This window comes from Pseudonocardia sp. Cha107L01, assembly GCF_052566575.1.
The window spans coordinates 6,023,441-6,038,483 of sequence record NZ_CP199579.1 but is presented as its reverse complement, the minus strand read 5'-3'; the positions used below and the strand labels follow the sequence as shown (position 1 = coordinate 6,038,483).

Genomic DNA, 15,043 nt, shown 5'->3' with positions numbered 1-15,043 from the left:
CGTACCTCAGGACACTAGGGCTTTTCCGCGTCGTCGGCCGCAACGTCCAGCAGGAAGTCGATCAGGTTCGCGGTGAACACGTCGTTGTCGTCGCCGGCGACCATGTGCCCGGCGTCGCTGACGTCGGCCAGCCGGGCGTGCGGGATCAGCGACAGCAGCTCCGCAACGCCCTCGTCGCTGACGATGTCGGACTGCTTGCCCCGCACCAGCAGGGTCGGCACGGTGATCTCGCGGGCGGCGGCCACCATCCGTTCGGCCCGCTCGTCCCGGGCCGGCTCGTCACCCCGGAGCAGGAACGCCGGGTCCCAGTGCCAGTACCAGCGGCCGTCGGCGCGCTGCCGGACATTCTTGCGCAGGCCCTCCTGGGTCGGCGGGCGCTTGCGGTGCGGGTTGTACGCCCGGACCACCTCGGCGACCTCGGCCAGCGACTCGAACCCGTCCGGCCGGGAGTTCATGAAGGCGGTGATCTTGGCGACGCCGGCCGGCTCGATGCGGGGCACGATGTCCACCAGCACCAGGCCATCGGCGAGCCCCGGGTTCTCACCCTGGCCCACCAGCGCGGTGCTGCCGCCCATCGAGGCGCCGACCAGCACCGGCGGCCGGTCCAGGGTCGCCACGATGAACCGCAGGTCGGAGACCAGCGCGTCGATGCCGTACTCCTTGTCCGGCGCCCAGCCGGACTCGCCGTGTCCCCGCGCATCCATGCTGAGGACCGTCCAGCCGGCGGCGCCGAGGCGTTGGCCGGTGCGGTACCAGGAGTGCCGGGTCTGGCCGCCGCCGTGCAGCAGGACCACGGTGCCGCGCGGCTGCTCGGCCTGCCAGAGATCGCCGACCAGCGTGAGTGGACCGTGCTCGAACTCCACCCGTGTTGGCTGATCCGCCACTGACTTCTCCTCATTTGCGGGCCGTCGCACCGCACGTTACGGCGTGGTCAGTCGCTCACGTTCGGTGACCTACGGAATGGTGGTGTGACCGGGGGGCACCGCGACCAGCTGGCACCCGGTGCACATCGCGGAGCGCTACGGGCTGTTCACCCTCATCGTGCTCGGCGAGGCGATCCTGGGGACCACCACCGCGATCCAGTCCTCCCTCGGCGGGCACGGTCTGTCCGGGTGGCGGTGGACGTGGCGACGCACCACAGCGAGCTGTCCGGGCTGACCGCCGCGCTGTCCGTCGCTGTTCCGCTGGCGGCGGTGCTGGTCGTGATGTCGCTGCTCCAGCGCCGGATCGGCCTCGGTATTCGCTGACGCGGTCCTGGTCGCCGTGCGCCAGCAGCACGGTCCGCCCGGCCAGGCTGCCCCAGCAGCTACCACAGTTTCCGACCGGTTGCGCCCTCGGCCGCCCGAGATCATGCGCAGTGGTGAAACCGACTGGTGTCGCGACGGACAGCACTTATCCTCTGTGTGACCAGAGTGCTCAATAGTGTCTTGTGTGACTGGCGTGACGTATGGTTTGGCGACACACGGTGGCCGAATGGTCGCCCGTAACACGATCGGACGTAGATCATCGGAGGACGTGGCATGTCTTGTCGCTGCCGGACCATCGGCGCCGGGCCCGATCGGCGGGTGCACCGCTCGGGACAGCTGAACCGGGTCGGGGCCGTTGCGCGAGGTGTCCGGTGATGGGTCCGCGGTCGGCCCTGGCGGGCCTGCTCACCGTGCTCGTTGTACTGATCGCCAGCCAGGGGACCGCAGGCGCGGCCGCCCCGCCGGTGGCGGGTCCGCCCGCTGGTGGCATCGCTGCGCCGGCCGCGGCGGGAACGGATGACGGTCCGGTCGAGGACCCACCCCCGGATCCCCTGGCGGAGTCGGGGGCCGACCTGGCGCCGGCCACCGACGCTTCACCCAAACCACTGGCGGCCACGACGGATCTGGTCAGGTTCTTCGGCACTGCACTGGCCTGGATCGACCACGGCTCGTTCGGCCTGGACCGGGCGAGGATGGTGGCCGACCGGAGCGCCCCGAAAGGCCGGCTGCTGCGCGTGGCCTACCCGGCCGGCTCGGCCTCGCCGACGGTGGCCAGGAGCGGCGCGAAGTCCGGTGGGGCCCAGTCCTACCTGCGGCTTCCGCGTTCGGCCGATGCGATGACACTGACCTACTCGGTGCGCTTCCAACCCGGGTTCAAGTTCGTCAAGGGCGGGAAGCTGCCGGGTCTGTTCGGCGGCGACGCCGGCAGCGGTGGGCACCACAAGGCCGCCGGCTTCTCCACGCGGTTCATGTGGCGGGCCGCCGGCGCCGGCGAGGTCTACGCGTACTTCCCCCAGGCGACGGGCGACGGCGAGTCCCTCGGTCGCGGCAGGTGGCGGTTCACGCCGGGGCGGTGGGACCGGATCGCGCAGCGGGTGGTGCTCAACACCCCGGGCCGCAACAACGGAACGGTGACCGTGTGGGTGAACGGCCGGCAGGTGTTCACGCAGGGCGGCCTGACCTACCGAACCCAGGGCAACGTGCACATCGACGGGCTGTTCTTCTCCACCTTCTTCGGTGGTGGTGACAGGTCCTGGGTGAGTCCGACCAACCAATACGTGGACTTCTCCGGTTTCAGCTTCGTGCCCGTCCGAGGGCTGGGCCCGGGTCGCCCGTAGGGCCCGGCGAGCCCGGCCCAGGCGCGCCAGGGCTGGGTTCCGGGCGTCCGACGGGTAGGGTCAGGCCGCGTGGAACGCGATGGGCTCATTGAGACGGGTGACGAGGGACTGCGGATCACCCCGGTTGATGCCGGCCCGGCGGTCGTGCTCGCCGCCGCCGGCGAGGTCGACCTGGAAACGGGTCCACGGCTGCGTGCCGCACTCGCGGGGCTGCTCGAGCAGCCGGAGCCCGTGCCCGTCATCCTCGACCTGGGCGCCGTGCACTTCCTCGGGTCGACCGGCATCGCCGTGCTGGTCGACGCGCACTGGCAGGCCGAGCAGCTGAACATCCCGCTCGCGATCGTGGTTGCCGCGGACGGCCCGGTCCACCGGACTCTGCAATCGGCGGGCGTCGACCGGCACCTGGGGCTGCACCACGATGTCGACGCGGCCCTGCGTGCGGTGGACGCCCACTGAGGCCAGCTGCCAGCCGGCCGCGGTCTACCTGACCGCGGTCGCCTCTACGTGGTCCACCTCGTCGCGCTCGGTGCCGTCGCCGTTCTTGCCGTTCTTCGCGGCGCCGTTCTCCGCGGCGGCCTGCTTGTCCGCTGACCGCTCGGCGGTCTTCTCGTGGCCGGTGGCCGGTGCGCTGCCGTTGGACTCCGCTTCGCCGCCGGTAGGCTCCCCGCCGCTCTCAGCGGTGGTCGTTAGCTCCGTCGACCCGACCTCGTTCTTGGCGGACTCGTCAGTCGTGGACTCGTCAACCGGGACGTCAGCGTCGGACTGAGCCGCGGGCGACCCCGTGGCGGGCTCCTTGTTGTCCGCGGCCGCTGGTTCGGCGGCGTCGGGCTCGACGAGTTCGGGCTCGATGGGCTCGGGCTCGGGTTCGGCGGGGACCGGCCGGGGCCGGGGCGAGGGCCTGGGCCTGGTTGCGGGCTTCGTTGCGGGCATGGGCTTGGCGGCGGCAGACCGTGGAGTGGGACTTGGCCGGGGCCGGGGCCGGGGACTGGGACGGGGCCTTGGTGGCTTGGTGGGCTCGGGCTGGTCGGGTGCCGCGTCGGTTTCCGGCAGCGCTCCGACCGAGGGCTCGTCCGCGCCGGCGGCGGTCCCGCCCTCGGCAGCGGGCGCGACCGCTTTGTCGGCGGTGGACGGCTCCGTGGCCTGGGTAGCGGCAGGTTCGGCGGTGGGCGGGGCCGCCGAGGGCTCGACGGCCACGTCACCGGCGTCCGGAGTCACGACCTCGGGCTTGTCGTCCTTGGCGGCGGCGGTCCCGCCCTTGGCGGCGGCGTCGGCTGTCGGCTCGTCGGCCCCGTCGGCCGCGGCTGCGGCGGGCACCTCGGCCGGCGCGGCCTCGCCTGCCTCGGCGGCGACGCCAGGTTTCGGCTCGCCGGCCCCGTCGGCTGCGGCTGCGGCGGGCACCTCGGCCGGCGCGGCCTCGCTCGCCTCGGCGGCGACACCGTCCGTGCTCGTCACCTCGTCGCTATCGGTCTCGCCGCTCTCCGGCTCGGCGATCTCGGCCGCGACCGTTGCGCGGGCCTCCGCGTCCTCGCTCCCGGGCTTCGCGGCCACGGCGGGGATGGCGGCTGTGGTGGCCTCGACGCCGGGCGCGATGCCCGCCTTTTCGACGGTGACCTCGGCGGCGTCGGCCGCCGGCTCGGCGCGCTCCGCCGGCGTCTCGGTGGCCTCGGCCGGTGCCGTAACCGTCGGGATCGCGGCGGTGGGCGGGTCGATGATCGGGATTGCGGTGGTCGGCGGGTCGATGATCGGGATCGCGGTGGTGGGCGGGTCGATGATCGGGATCGCCGCGGTGGGCGGGTCGATGACCGGGATCGCCGCGGTCGGGGGATCGGCCACCGGGTCGGCCGCGGGCGGCGGGGCGACGATCGGGATGGCGACAGTCGGTGCGTCGATCGCCCGGGTCCTCGCCGCGGCGGTGAGGACCCCCGGTACCGTGCCGGCGGCCGCGGCGGCCACCCGGAGACGGTACTTGCGGAGCTTCGCCATCGCCGTCATCTCGAGCAGCAACGCGAGCACCACGAACAGCACGCCGAGCGCGGCGATCCAGTTGAACGGCGGCGGGCTGACGGTGTTGCCGTTGCCGACCAGCGAGATCGCGCCGCGCAGTGAGTCGCGGGAGCGGATCCGCGAGTCGGTGATCGTGAACGTGGTCGTCGGCTCCGCCTTGACCCCGACGTCGCCACCGAGCACGTCGATGTGATCGGCGGCCACCCCGCCGCCGGCAGAGGTGCGGATGCCGTCGCCGGCGTTGGTGATGCTGGTTCCGGACACGATGGTCGCGGCACGGACGTTGATGGCGGTGGCGCCACCGACGATCCGGCCGCCCACGATCCGGGTGTTGGCCGCGGCGGTCTTGATGCCGTTGCGACCGAGACCCTCGATGGTCGGATTGGTGAGCGTGACGCCGCGCGCGCCCCGGGCGATCACGAACCCGTCCCCGCCACCGTGTACCGAGGGGTTCACCACGGCGACGGTGTGCGCGGCCGGGCTGATCCGTACCGCGGTGGCCGCACCGGTCACCGCGAGCGAGCGGATCTCGGTGTCGCCGCTGGCGACCTTGAGACCGGTACCCGAGGAGCCCACGATGTTGGTGTCGGTGATCGACGCCCCGCTGACCCCGTGGGTCAGCACGATCCCGTTGTGACCGTTCTGGATGCGCACATCGCTCAGCCGGGACCGGGCGTTGACGCCGTTGAGCAGCAGGCCCACCGGTTCGTCGGCGATCACGGTGTTGCTGACGGTGGCACCGGTGGTGCCGGTCAGGCGCAGCCCACCCGCCTGGTCGCCCCGGGTCGTCACCGCGGTGATCTGCAGCTGGACCTGGCGCACCGCGGCGATGCCGAAGCCGATGTTGGAGATCGTGGTGATCCCGGTGACGACCCGGTTGCTGCTCGCCCCGCTGACCATAACGCCGTTGCGGCCGTTGCTGGTGCTCTGGACCGAGCGCAGCGTGGTGCCCTGATCACCGTGCAGGACGAGGCCGTCCATGCTGGCGTGGTCGAGAGTGACGGTGTCCAGCACGACGTTGCGTGACCCGGCCAGTTGGACGCCGATGGTGTTGCCGGTGACCTCGCTGCGCGCGATCGAGCCGGTGCTGCCCGTCCCGTAGAGCACACCCGGGTGCACCGCGATCTGGGTGGCGACAACCTGCGGGGTGGGCGCGGGGGCGACGGGCGGTTGCCCCGGGCCCGGCGTCGAGCCGGCCGCGCCGGGGATGGCCGGTGCGACCCCGGGGGCACCCGGAGCGCGGCCGGGCACCGGCGGCGGGGCGGTCGGCCGGGCCAGTACCTGCCCGATCGGCGCACCGAGGTTGCGCAGCGTGGCGTCAGCGATGTCCAGGGTGGCGCCCGCCCCGGCGACGATGAAGGGCCGGCCCTGGACGGTGGGGGACAGCGGCTCCCCGGTGTTCGGGTCGACCGCGGCGACCTCGATGTTGTGCAGCCGCAGCCGCGCCTGGCTGAGCAGGATATTCGCGGCCGCGCCGGGCACCGGACCACCGGCCAGCCGCAGGATGCGCACCTCGGTGCCCGAGTCGAGCGCGGTACCGGCGTTCATCATCAGTGCGGCGGAGAGCAGCGCGGTGCCGTCCTCGTTCAGCGTCAGCCAGCCGGCGGGCAGGTACCGGGAGAGCGACTTCAGGGTCAACGCGGCACCCGCCGGGCGGGGCACCCGGGAGGTCAGGTGGCCACCGGTGACCAGGTCGATGTTCCGCGAGCGCACGATGATCAGCCGGTTGGGCTGACCGGCCCGGTTCCAGCTCGAGGTCGCCGAGCGGGCGGCGTTGGCGGTGTGCTGGGCGCGGCGCTCGGCATTGACGGCGCGCCGCGCGGCCGCGCGCTCGGCGGCGGCGGCCCGTTCGGCGGCGGCCTTCGCGGCGGCCGCGGCGGCCTTCGCGGCGGCGGCCGCCTCCGGGTCCGGGGTGGGCTCCTGGCTGGGCTCCGGCCCGGCGGACGGATCGGCGGATGGCCCGGTGGAGGTGTCCCCGCTGTCGCCATTGCCCCCGTTGTCCGCGTTGTCTGTCGGAGCGCTGTTGGGGCTGCCGTCCGTGCTGGGGCCGTTGTCGCCGGGGTCGACGGGGTTCGGGTCTACCGGGTCACCGTCGGCCACCGGCACCACCCGGGGATCGGCAGCGGCGGCGGCCGGTGCCGGCTGGTGCGGCACGAGCGCGCCGGTGGCCGGGATCAGGACAGCCATCAGCACGGCCGCTGCCAGCGCACGCCGTGCTCGCGCCCCCGGGGAACTCCTCACGGGGAGGTCTCCGGACCGGCGGCACTGGTCCGTACGACCGCGCCACCTTCGACCGCGACGTCACGGGTGAGCCAACGCTGCTGGCGGATCGTGAGCAACGCCCGGATCTTGATCAGTGCCATGACCCAGGAGACGCCGACGTAGCCCAGGATGATGAAGAACGACGACGGCTGGCGCCTCAGGTGCGGGAGCAGCTTGGCGGACCGGCTGATCTGCCACCAGATCGCGAGCACGGCGACGAACAGCCACCGCTCGGTGATCAAGGAGTAGATCAGGAAACCCGGCCCGACCAGCAGGGTGAAGCAGCTCACGGCCTTGTCCAGCATCGTGTACGCGAGGAACGGGTGTTGCCAGGACCAACCGCGGGACAGCGCGCGCAGGTCCGAGCGCCAGGTATTGCGGGCCCACCGCAGGCGCTGTGACCTGAACTGCTTCCACCCGGTCGGGAAGGTCGACCAGACCAGCGCGCTGCGCTGCATGTAGGTCAGGTGCCCGCGTTCCAGGATCAGTGTGGTGAGGCGCTTGTCGTCGCCGGACAGGCACTGCACGCCCCAGAACGTCTCGTGCATGAACTCCTGCTGGATCTCCATCAGCAGCGCGCGCCGGTAGATCGCGGTCCGCCCGGACAGACACGACACCGCTTGCCCGACGTAGCTCTGGCACGCGTTCTCGTCGTAGTAGCGGTGGTCCAGGAACATGTCGGTGATCCGGGCCAGGAACCCGTTCGGCCGGTACACGTTCTGCCGGGTGCCGACCCCGCCGATCCGGGGGTCGGCGAACGGCTTGCAGACCTCGGCGTAGACGTCCGGCGCCCAGATCGTGTCGGAGTCGACCAGGGCGACCAGCTCGGTCGAGGCGGCGTTCCAGCCTTTCCGCAGTGCGTCGCGCTTGCCCGGGACGTCGGTCAGCAGCACGGTGACCGGGTAGCGCCGCGCGATGGCGATACACGCCGCGTCGGTGACGTCGATGACCAGGATGATCTCCGCGACCCTGTTGTCCAGCCACGACCTGATGGCGGTCTCGAAAATCTCCGGGTCTTCCTGGTACACCGGCACCACGATGCTCATCGGCAGCCGGTAGTCGCCCACGATGGGGGTGTAGAGCACGGCGGGCACCCGCCGCACCAGCCAGAGCGACCAGCGGATCAGCCCGAGGATGCCCAGCGGCGTACCGAGGACGTAGTACCACCACGGCAGCGTCATGCGATGTCTCGCCCAGTCCTCGATCGCTCTGTCACTACGAGCCCCCTCGTGAGACGGACAGAAAACACGGCCCAACCTGCCAACGAGTACAACCAGTGTTGAGAAACGCTATGTTGGCCGACCGGACAACCGCACCTCTAATAACCGGGATCAAGGCGTCGTCACCGGGACCGAGCGTGGCACAGGTCGCGGCGGTGCCGGGCGCTGGGGGTGTGATCGTCGATCTCGCCGGGCCGTCGAGAAGTAACACCGAGGTGGCTGAGTCGGGCGTTCCGCGGAGCGACTTGACGTGACTAACGCTCGTGCTGGTGACTCGGGGTCATGATCGGCAGACCGCCGCCCGCCGCTTGGCCGCGGTCGTCACAGTCGGTGACCGGCGGATCGACTCAGGCCGCTGATCTGGGGAGGGGCTGCGTCGAGGTCCACCTGAGTCTGGATCTGGGGCGAAAAATACCGGACTGACGTTGGCCTCGGAGACAATGAACGTGCCAGGGCGCCGAGACGAGGCCGCGCTGTCGGTAACGCAGCGTTACTCCCAGCGTCACGGCGGTGGTTGTGTGTCCCGTGTGACCGGCCGTGCCACCTCAACGGTTGGCTGGCCAGACCTTGGATCTCCGGAACCCGGAGCGGGCAGCCGCACCAGCTGTCTCACGGCGCAGGAGCTCTAGGAGCGCCCTGAACAATGCATGCTCTGCTGCGCGGCGCCCAGTCGGCGCCTCGCGGCGTTGTCGTCGCGGCCGATACAACAGCGGTATCGGCCACTCCGAGAACGACACAAGCCTTGCGAGCCATCCAAGGATCACCGCTCGCGACGAGCGGCATCATTCAGGACCCTCCTACGGACTCGCGGCGAGTAGCTGCCCCATGACCTCGGTGGCTAGCGTGTCGGCGTCGCCACACGGATCGGCCGCGAACGGGGAGCCGCTGGACGGTGGATAGGCGGCGGTGACCGAGATGGTCGCGCCGTCGGCGACCCCGATCCGCACGGTGCACCGTCCCGCGTGCGGACCACCCGGGGCGGTACTCAGTTCCGCCGCCGGATAGTGGGCGATGTCGGTCGGCGCGAAGTAGGAGTAGCCGGCCCGCCCCCGGTAGACCTCCTCCAGACCCTCGGTCGTCGATGCGCCGGCGGTGATCGCGGGGTAGCTGGGGCCGGCGGGTGCCCACTGGCAGCCCGGACCGCCGGTGGCGGCATCGGTGACCGGCCTGCCCGGTGGCACGAGGTGCCGTCGCGCCGCCCGGTCCGGCCGCAGCAGCGTGCACGGGGCACCGCTGTACTGGCTGACGTCGAGCTGGTCCAGCGTGATCGGCGGGGACAGCCGCGCCGGTGTGGGAGTCGCGCAACCGGCGGCGCTCGCCACCGCGAGGAGCAGCGCCGCGCGACCGAGGTAGGTCCGTGCTCGAGGCGGGTTCGTCACGGTGGCCTCTGGGGTGCGGTCCGGAGCCGGGAAGTCGGCGACCCCCAGCGTCCCCGCCGGTGTGTGAGGTCGGTGTTCGCGGCCCCGACGCTCTCAGGAACGGGATCAGCCGCTGCCTTGGACATCCCCTCGCCCCCGGCCACGGCGGGGCGCCGAAGCGGATCGAGCACAATGGTCGGGGGATGGGCAGTCGTGGGCGGGGGGCACCGGGCATGGCCCAGGTCGATCTGGTGACTGGGACCAGTCGGTCCGGCGGCTCGCGTCGGCGCCGGTGGTTGCTGGTCGCGCTCGCCCTGGCGGCGGCCGCGCTGGCCGGCGAGGTGCTGTACAACAGCAGCGACGAGGTCCTGGCCGCGGCGGATACGCTGACCCACCTGCAATGGTGGTGGGTGGCGGTGGCGCTGGTCGCCGAGGCCGTCTCCTACCTGCTGCGCGGCGGTGCCCAGTACGTCGTGCTGCGTCGCGGCATTGCGTACCGGGAGGCCTCCTTGGTCGACCGGCCCTCGTCGGCCGCTTCGATGCCGGGGCCGGTGGCGTTGGGCGCCGGCATGCTGGCCGGTGACGCCGCCGCCTACTGCCTGCCGCTCGGGTTCGCCGCCTCCGGCGTGGTGGTGTTCGGACTGCTGCGCCGCCGCGGCGTGGATCCCACCGTGGCAGCCTGGATGTACGCCGTCTCCACCGTGCAGTACGTCGGCGCGGTGGCACTGCTGACCGTCGTGGCGGTGCAGGTCGCGGGCGACGCCGACCCGGTACCCGGGCTTCAGTCGCTCAGCGTCGGGCTGCTGGCCGCCCTGTTGCTGGTCGGGCTCGGCTACGCACTGGCCCACCGCAAGCGGACGGCCGCGCTGGTGGCGCGGCCGCTCGCCGGGCTGATCCGGTCGGCTCGCGCGCTGACCGCCCCGGTCCGGGCATCGGCCGGGCGTCGGCGGGCCGCCCGGGCCGAGGCGGGTCGGCCGAGCAGCGCTCCGACCCGGGTCGCCGCGTGGTTGCACCACCGGGTGGACGAGCTCCGGACGATTCGGCTGCCGGCCCGCAGCGGGGCGATCGCGTTCGGCCTGATGCTGGTCAGCTGGTCCTGTGACATCGCGGTGCTCGGGATCGCCTATGCGGCGGTGGGGGCCGTGCCGCCGTGGGCCGGTCTGCTGCTCGCCTACTGCGCGGGCCAGATCGCGGGCGCGTTGCCGGTGACCCCCGGCGGGATAGGCGTGGTCGAGGGCAGCCTGACGCTGGCGCTGGTCGCGTTCGGCGGCGCCGCATCCATCACCTTGGCCGCTGTGCTGCTGTACCGGCTGATCGCATACTGGGCGTGCATCCCGCTCGGTGGAGTCGCCTGGCTGGTACTGCGCGCGCTGGTCCCCCCGGACCGGGCGGTGCCGCCGGCCGCCGCGCCGGTCATGCAGGGAGACCCGCGATGAAAAGCTCGGGTGAGCGGTCGTGCGGCGCGACCGGGTTCGCGCCGATAGCGCTGTTGGCTGTGCTGGTCGCGTTCGTGCTGACCGGCTGCGCCGCGCCCGGCGGAGGCGCATCCGCGCACAGCGATGTCGCCCGCTGTGCCGCCGTACTGCCGATGGCCCGCGACGTCGTGCACGGGCAGGGCACGCTCACCGTGGTCCGGCCGGTGGACCGGTCGGACGTCGATGACATCACCCGTGAGGCGGGTGCGGACGTCCCGCCCGCCCCGGCCAGCAAGTCGCCGGCGTCACCCAAACCCCCCAAACCACCCAATCCGTCCCAGAACCAGGCCGGGCCGCCGCTGCCGAAGGCGTGCCTGATCGTCTACCGGGGCAACTACCCGGCCGGGTCGATCCCGTCGGCCCTGCCGCCGGCGCACGGGGGGCAGTACGCGCTCATCGTGGTGAAGGTGCGCCATCCCGCGGTGGACCGGGTGCTGGTGACCGACACCCTGCCGGCCTCGGCCTCCCGGTCGTGGTGGCACTTCTGACCGCTCCCCGGCTGGGTCAGGTGCTCAGCCAGGTGTGCAGCGCGCGGTAGACCTCGGGGTGGTTGAGCAGGTCGAAATGGTGTGCCGGGGCGATCCGTACGCTGTCGCCGACGCTCATCCGGCCGCTGCCCCGGGAGACCAACAGATCGCCGAGGAAACGACCGACCACGTTGTGCTCGGACGCGATGAGCTCGGCGATGACCGAATGGTGCGCGGCGCCCGGGAGCGGGGCGAGCGTGCTCGGGACGCCGAGCCGCAGGTCGTACACCCCGGAGCCGGGTAGGTCGATGAGTTCGCCCCAGCCTCGGCTGGCCGGTCGCCTGCTGAGCAGGTCAGCCAGCACACCGGCCCCTCTGGCCAGCGACGCGCCGGTGTGCGGGCTGCCCAGGTAGACCACGTTCGACACCAGGTCCGGCCAGGTCGACCCGGCCTCCACGCCGCTCAGACAGGCGTGCCGCACCACCAGCCCGCCCATCGAGTGGCCGATCAGATCGATGCGCCGCACCGGGACCGGCCAGGCGGCCAGCACCTCGCCCAGCAGCCGGCTCAGCCGTTCCCCGTTGGTGGCCAGCGGCAGCCCGGTGTTGTAGCGCAGGTAGAGCGGGCTTGCGCCGAGATCGGCGGCCAGCCGCTGCCCGTAGTCCGGGTCGGCGGGGGTGTCCCGGGAACGGCGGTACCGCCAGGCGTGCTCGGTCTCGCACAGTCCGGGCAGCAGCAGCACCAGGTGCGGACCGGCGGCGGGGTAGGCGGCGGCCAGCGCCTCGGCCTCCACCGGTAGGTCCCGACCGGCGAGGCGCAGCGTCATGCCCAGGTCGAGGTCATGGTTCGACTCGGCGATCCTGGTGCCGAGGATGCCGTTCACGCCGGCCACGGCGGCCGAGCCCCATACGCTCCGGTCCAGCCGGCGCGGTTCGGGTCGGTTCGCCAGTCGCACGCCGACGGCCACCGCGGCGCCGGTCAGCCCGGCCACCCCGCGCACCGCGGCGTAGCTCGTCGTGGTGACCGCGTCGTGCAGCGCCCGCACCGGGTCGGCGACCGGTCCGACCGCGTCGAACACCCGACGGGACAGGGCGCGCTGGGTCTGCTGGATGGGTGTGGCGATCAGACCGACGGCATCCGCCGTCAGCCGCGCGACGCCCCGGACCTCGCTGCGTTCGATGTGCCTAGCCTGCCAGACCGCGGCGGCGCGGGGGAGTCGTCAGGGTTACGGCAAGGGTTCAGGTCGCGCGCTCGGGCTGGAGGCTGTGCGCGGCGGCTCGGTGCCTTCCGGGCGGCACGGTGGCCAGCGCCAACAGGGCGGTACCCACCGAAATGCCGACCTGCCCGAGCACCCCGTAGGGCGCGAATATGTGGTGCTCCAGGAACAGCCATCCGGAGACCAGGACGAGTAGACCGCCGGGCAGCGCCCACACCCCGCCGCGCAGCGCGAGGGCGGCCGTGGTGAGCCCGGCGGCGACCAGGAAGCACCACGAGCCGACCAGTCCGAGCTGGTCACCGACGCCGATCAGCCGGGCCGTGTTCTCGCCGGTCCGGCCGTCGTGCTCGACCACCAGACCGGCGGCGATCCCGGCCAGCACATCGAGCGCGGTGTAGAAGGCCGCGTACCCGTACCCCGCGATCCGCGCCAGCCACGCCAGCGGCGTGCGATCCCCGTGCAGCAGCGCCCAGAAGGTCACCGCCAGCAGCGGGAACAGCGGCAGCAGGACGATGTGCATGCTCCACCAGTGGTGCGCGGTAGCCGGCGTGAGAACCGAGGGGTGGGTCAGACCGATGCCGGCGAGCACCAACCCCGGCAGGGCAACCGCCACGGCGCGGATCCAACGCATCGCGCCACTCTGCCAGTGGCTGCCGCCAGTGGGTTGCTACGGCCCGGGCGATGCTGCCGGTGGTCGAACCGCCCTCCGCCGGGCCCCCTGTCAGTCATTCGGCCGGAGCTGGGGTGTCCAGGCCCAGTTGCCGGCGCAGGTCCCCGAGCTGGACGGTCAGCAGCTCGACCTGCTCGCGGGTATCGAGCGCGCCGCCGGGCGGCCCGGCTGCCTCGTCCCCCGCGACAGCCTTGAGCAGCAGGTAGGTCATCGAGGCGATCCAGATGCCGAAGACGGACAGCGGCACCCAGAACGCGAAGATGCCGTTCCAGGCGAAGGGCCCGGTCTTGAAGAACACGCAGAGCCCGCCGCAGGCGAAGATCAGGCCGATCCAGATGTTGAGGTAGCCGCCCCACCTGGGGAAGATCGGCTCGGTGCGCTGGTCCTGCAGCATGCCGATGCCGATCACGATGAGCTGCAGCACCGCGGTGGAGACGGTGCCGACGAAGGTGATCCAGACGATGTCGCTCACGGTCTGGATCGCCGCCTCCGGCCGGTCCGGCCGGAACAGCGCGGCCTCCAGCGCCATGACCGGGAAGATGAACTCCAGGATCAGGGTGGCGCCCAGGATGAGCTGGGTGTTCGCCAGCAGGGCGCGCTCGCCCTCGACACGCCTGAGCTGCACCGAGATCAGCGCGCAGTACGGGGCCAGCAGGGCGGAACCGACCATGGTCAGGAGCAGTCCGAAGCGGATCGAGTTCGGGTGGGCCAGGTAGAGCCGGGTGATCTCCTGCGCGGTGGCCGCCGGCGAGGGCGGCGGCACGAACCCGGCGAAGAACCAGAACCCGACCATCCAGAACACCACCATGCCGATGCCGCTCCAGGCGCACAGCCGCGCAACCCTTCCGTTCATGGTCGTCGCCCCATCCCGTATCGCTCCGGTGGCGGGCACCAGCGCCCGACACCGGCTAAATATAACGACGATTGGTTAATGGTGAGCCACTCGACCGGGTGAGCGGATCAGGGCGGCGGGGGTTCTATATGTTCGACGCGGATCACGTCGGATCACTGCTGGCTCAACCGAGGTGCACATGATGAGCAACTCCCGGACCGCGATCGTCACCGGCGCGGGTTCTGGCATCGGCCGCGCGGTGGCCCACGCGTTGCTGGACGCGGGGTACCGGGTAGCCCTGGCCGGGCGTCGGGAGGAGCCGCTGCTGGCCACCGCGGCCGACCGTGCCGGTGCGCTCGCGGTCGTCACCGACGTGGCGGACGCGGAGTCGGTGGCGGCGCTGTTCACAACGGTCCGGGACCGCTGGGGCCGGCTCGACGTGCTGTTCAACAACGCCGGCACGTTCGGGCCGGCCGGCACCATCGACGAGGTATCCGTCGAGGACTGGCGGGCCTGCGTCGAGGTCAACCTGACCGGGTCGTTCCTGTGCGCGCGGGAGGCGTTCACCCTGATGCGGCACCAGGAACCGGGCGGTGGGCGCATCATCAACAACGGCTCGATCTCCGCGCACGCGCCGCGTCCCGGCTCCGCCGGGTACACCTCGACCAAGCACGCGATCACCGGGCTTACCAAGACGCTGTCGCTGGACGGGCGGCCGTTCGACATCGCCTGCGGTCAGATCGACATCGGCAACGCCGCCACCGAGATGACGGCCGGCATCTCGCAGGGGGCGCGGCAGGCCGACGGCAGCGTGCGGCCCGAGCCGACCTTCGACGTCCGCCACGTCGCCGAGGCCGTGTTGTTCATGGCCGGGCTGCCGCTGGACGCGAACGTGCAGTTCCTGACCATCGCGGCGACCACGATGCCCTGGCTCGCCCGGGGTTAGCTCCCGCCG

13 protein-coding genes and 1 pseudogene are annotated in these 15,043 nt (G+C 72.1%); 7 read left to right on the top strand and 7 right to left on the bottom strand.

The window, feature by feature from the left end:
• Nucleotides 1–14: 14 nt before the first annotated feature.
• A complete protein-coding gene (locus ACTXG6_RS28275) occupies nucleotides 15–884 on the bottom strand; it encodes an alpha/beta fold hydrolase (RefSeq protein WP_445182430.1) in 870 nt (289 codons plus the stop codon).
• Between the two features lie 103 nt (nucleotides 885–987).
• Here ACTXG6_RS28275 and ACTXG6_RS28270 point away from each other — a divergent pair.
• The 4 genes and pseudogenes from ACTXG6_RS28270 to ACTXG6_RS28255 form a co-directional block, all read left to right on the top strand.
• A pseudogene (locus ACTXG6_RS28270) lies at nucleotides 988–1,092 on the top strand (low temperature requirement protein A); the annotation flags it as partial.
• A gap of 20 nt (nucleotides 1,093–1,112) precedes the next feature.
• A complete protein-coding gene (locus ACTXG6_RS28265) occupies nucleotides 1,113–1,247 on the top strand; it encodes a hypothetical protein (protein WP_445182429.1) in 135 nt (44 codons plus the stop codon).
• 374 nt (nucleotides 1,248–1,621) lie between these two features.
• On the top strand, nucleotides 1,622–2,584 hold the full coding sequence (locus ACTXG6_RS28260; RefSeq protein ID WP_445182428.1) for a polysaccharide lyase: 963 nt from the start codon (nucleotides 1,622–1,624) through the stop codon (nucleotides 2,582–2,584).
• Nucleotides 2,585–2,653: 69 nt separating this feature from the next.
• Nucleotides 2,654–3,040: an STAS domain-containing protein gene (locus ACTXG6_RS28255; protein WP_445182427.1), complete on the top strand. Its 387-nt coding sequence runs from the start codon at nucleotides 2,654–2,656 to the stop codon at nucleotides 3,038–3,040.
• Between the two features lie 24 nt (nucleotides 3,041–3,064).
• Here ACTXG6_RS28255 and ACTXG6_RS28250 read toward each other — a convergent pair whose 3' ends face one another.
• From ACTXG6_RS28250 to ACTXG6_RS28240, 3 genes are all read right to left on the bottom strand, one after another.
• Complete coding sequence (locus ACTXG6_RS28250) at nucleotides 3,065–6,775, bottom strand: right-handed parallel beta-helix repeat-containing protein (protein ID WP_445190124.1); 3,711 nt, start codon at nucleotides 6,773–6,775, stop codon at nucleotides 3,065–3,067.
• A gap of 50 nt (nucleotides 6,776–6,825) precedes the next feature.
• On the bottom strand, nucleotides 6,826–8,031 hold the full coding sequence (locus ACTXG6_RS28245; protein WP_445182426.1) for a glycosyltransferase: 1,206 nt from the start codon (nucleotides 8,029–8,031) through the stop codon (nucleotides 6,826–6,828).
• 836 nt (nucleotides 8,032–8,867) lie between these two features.
• Nucleotides 8,868–9,449 (bottom strand): DUF3558 family protein, encoded by a 582-nt coding sequence (locus ACTXG6_RS28240; protein WP_445182425.1) that lies wholly within the window; start codon nucleotides 9,447–9,449, stop codon nucleotides 8,868–8,870.
• Nucleotides 9,450–9,679: 230 nt separating this feature from the next.
• Between ACTXG6_RS28240 and ACTXG6_RS28235 the strand changes: the two genes are divergently transcribed.
• On the top strand, nucleotides 9,680–10,864 hold the full coding sequence (locus tag ACTXG6_RS28235) for a lysylphosphatidylglycerol synthase transmembrane domain-containing protein (protein ID WP_445182424.1): 1,185 nt from the start codon (nucleotides 9,680–9,682) through the stop codon (nucleotides 10,862–10,864).
• Nucleotides 10,861–11,391, top strand: a complete 531-nt coding sequence (locus tag ACTXG6_RS28230; RefSeq protein ID WP_445182423.1) for a hypothetical protein — start codon at nucleotides 10,861–10,863, stop codon at nucleotides 11,389–11,391. Before ACTXG6_RS28235 ends, ACTXG6_RS28230 begins: the two co-directional genes overlap by 4 nt.
• A 16-nt stretch (nucleotides 11,392–11,407) precedes the next feature.
• Here ACTXG6_RS28230 and ACTXG6_RS28225 read toward each other — a convergent pair whose 3' ends face one another.
• The 3 genes from ACTXG6_RS28225 to ACTXG6_RS28215 all read right to left on the bottom strand — a co-directional run bounded on the left by ACTXG6_RS28225 (nucleotide 11,408) and on the right by ACTXG6_RS28215 (nucleotide 14,109).
• A complete protein-coding gene (locus ACTXG6_RS28225; RefSeq protein ID WP_445182422.1) occupies nucleotides 11,408–12,448 on the bottom strand; it encodes an esterase/lipase family protein in 1,041 nt (346 codons plus the stop codon).
• Between the two features lie 160 nt (nucleotides 12,449–12,608).
• Nucleotides 12,609–13,217 carry a hypothetical protein gene (locus ACTXG6_RS28220; RefSeq protein WP_445182421.1) on the bottom strand — a complete coding sequence of 203 codons (609 nt, stop codon included), beginning with the start codon at nucleotides 13,215–13,217 and terminating at the stop codon, nucleotides 12,609–12,611.
• Between the two features lie 94 nt (nucleotides 13,218–13,311).
• Nucleotides 13,312–14,109 carry a hypothetical protein gene (locus ACTXG6_RS28215; RefSeq protein WP_445182420.1) on the bottom strand — a complete coding sequence of 266 codons (798 nt, stop codon included), beginning with the start codon at nucleotides 14,107–14,109 and terminating at the stop codon, nucleotides 13,312–13,314.
• Between the two features lie 181 nt (nucleotides 14,110–14,290).
• Between ACTXG6_RS28215 and ACTXG6_RS28210 the strand changes: the two genes are divergently transcribed.
• On the top strand, nucleotides 14,291–15,034 hold the full coding sequence (locus ACTXG6_RS28210) for an SDR family oxidoreductase (RefSeq protein ID WP_445182419.1): 744 nt from the start codon (nucleotides 14,291–14,293) through the stop codon (nucleotides 15,032–15,034).
• Nucleotides 15,035–15,043: the final 9 nt, after the last annotated feature.

Bases quoted from the DNA above. Each gene is read 5' to 3' on its own strand.
- ACTXG6_RS28260 (WP_445182428.1), top strand. From the start codon at position 1,622: ATGGGTCCGCGGTCGGCCCTGGCGGGCCTGCTCACCGTGCTCGTTGTA.
- ACTXG6_RS28250 (WP_445190124.1), bottom strand. From the start codon at position 6,775: ATGGCTGTCCTGATCCCGGCCACCGGCGCGCTCGTGCCGCACCAGCCG.
- ACTXG6_RS28245 (WP_445182426.1), bottom strand. From the start codon at position 8,031: ATGACGCTGCCGTGGTGGTACTACGTCCTCGGTACGCCGCTGGGCATC.
- ACTXG6_RS28230 (WP_445182423.1), top strand. From the start codon at position 10,861: ATGAAAAGCTCGGGTGAGCGGTCGTGCGGCGCGACCGGGTTCGCGCCG.
- ACTXG6_RS28220 (WP_445182421.1), bottom strand. From the start codon at position 13,217: ATGCGTTGGATCCGCGCCGTGGCGGTTGCCCTGCCGGGGTTGGTGCTC.
- ACTXG6_RS28215 (WP_445182420.1), bottom strand. From the start codon at position 14,109: ATGAACGGAAGGGTTGCGCGGCTGTGCGCCTGGAGCGGCATCGGCATG.
- ACTXG6_RS28210 (WP_445182419.1), top strand. From the start codon at position 14,291: ATGAGCAACTCCCGGACCGCGATCGTCACCGGCGCGGGTTCTGGCATC.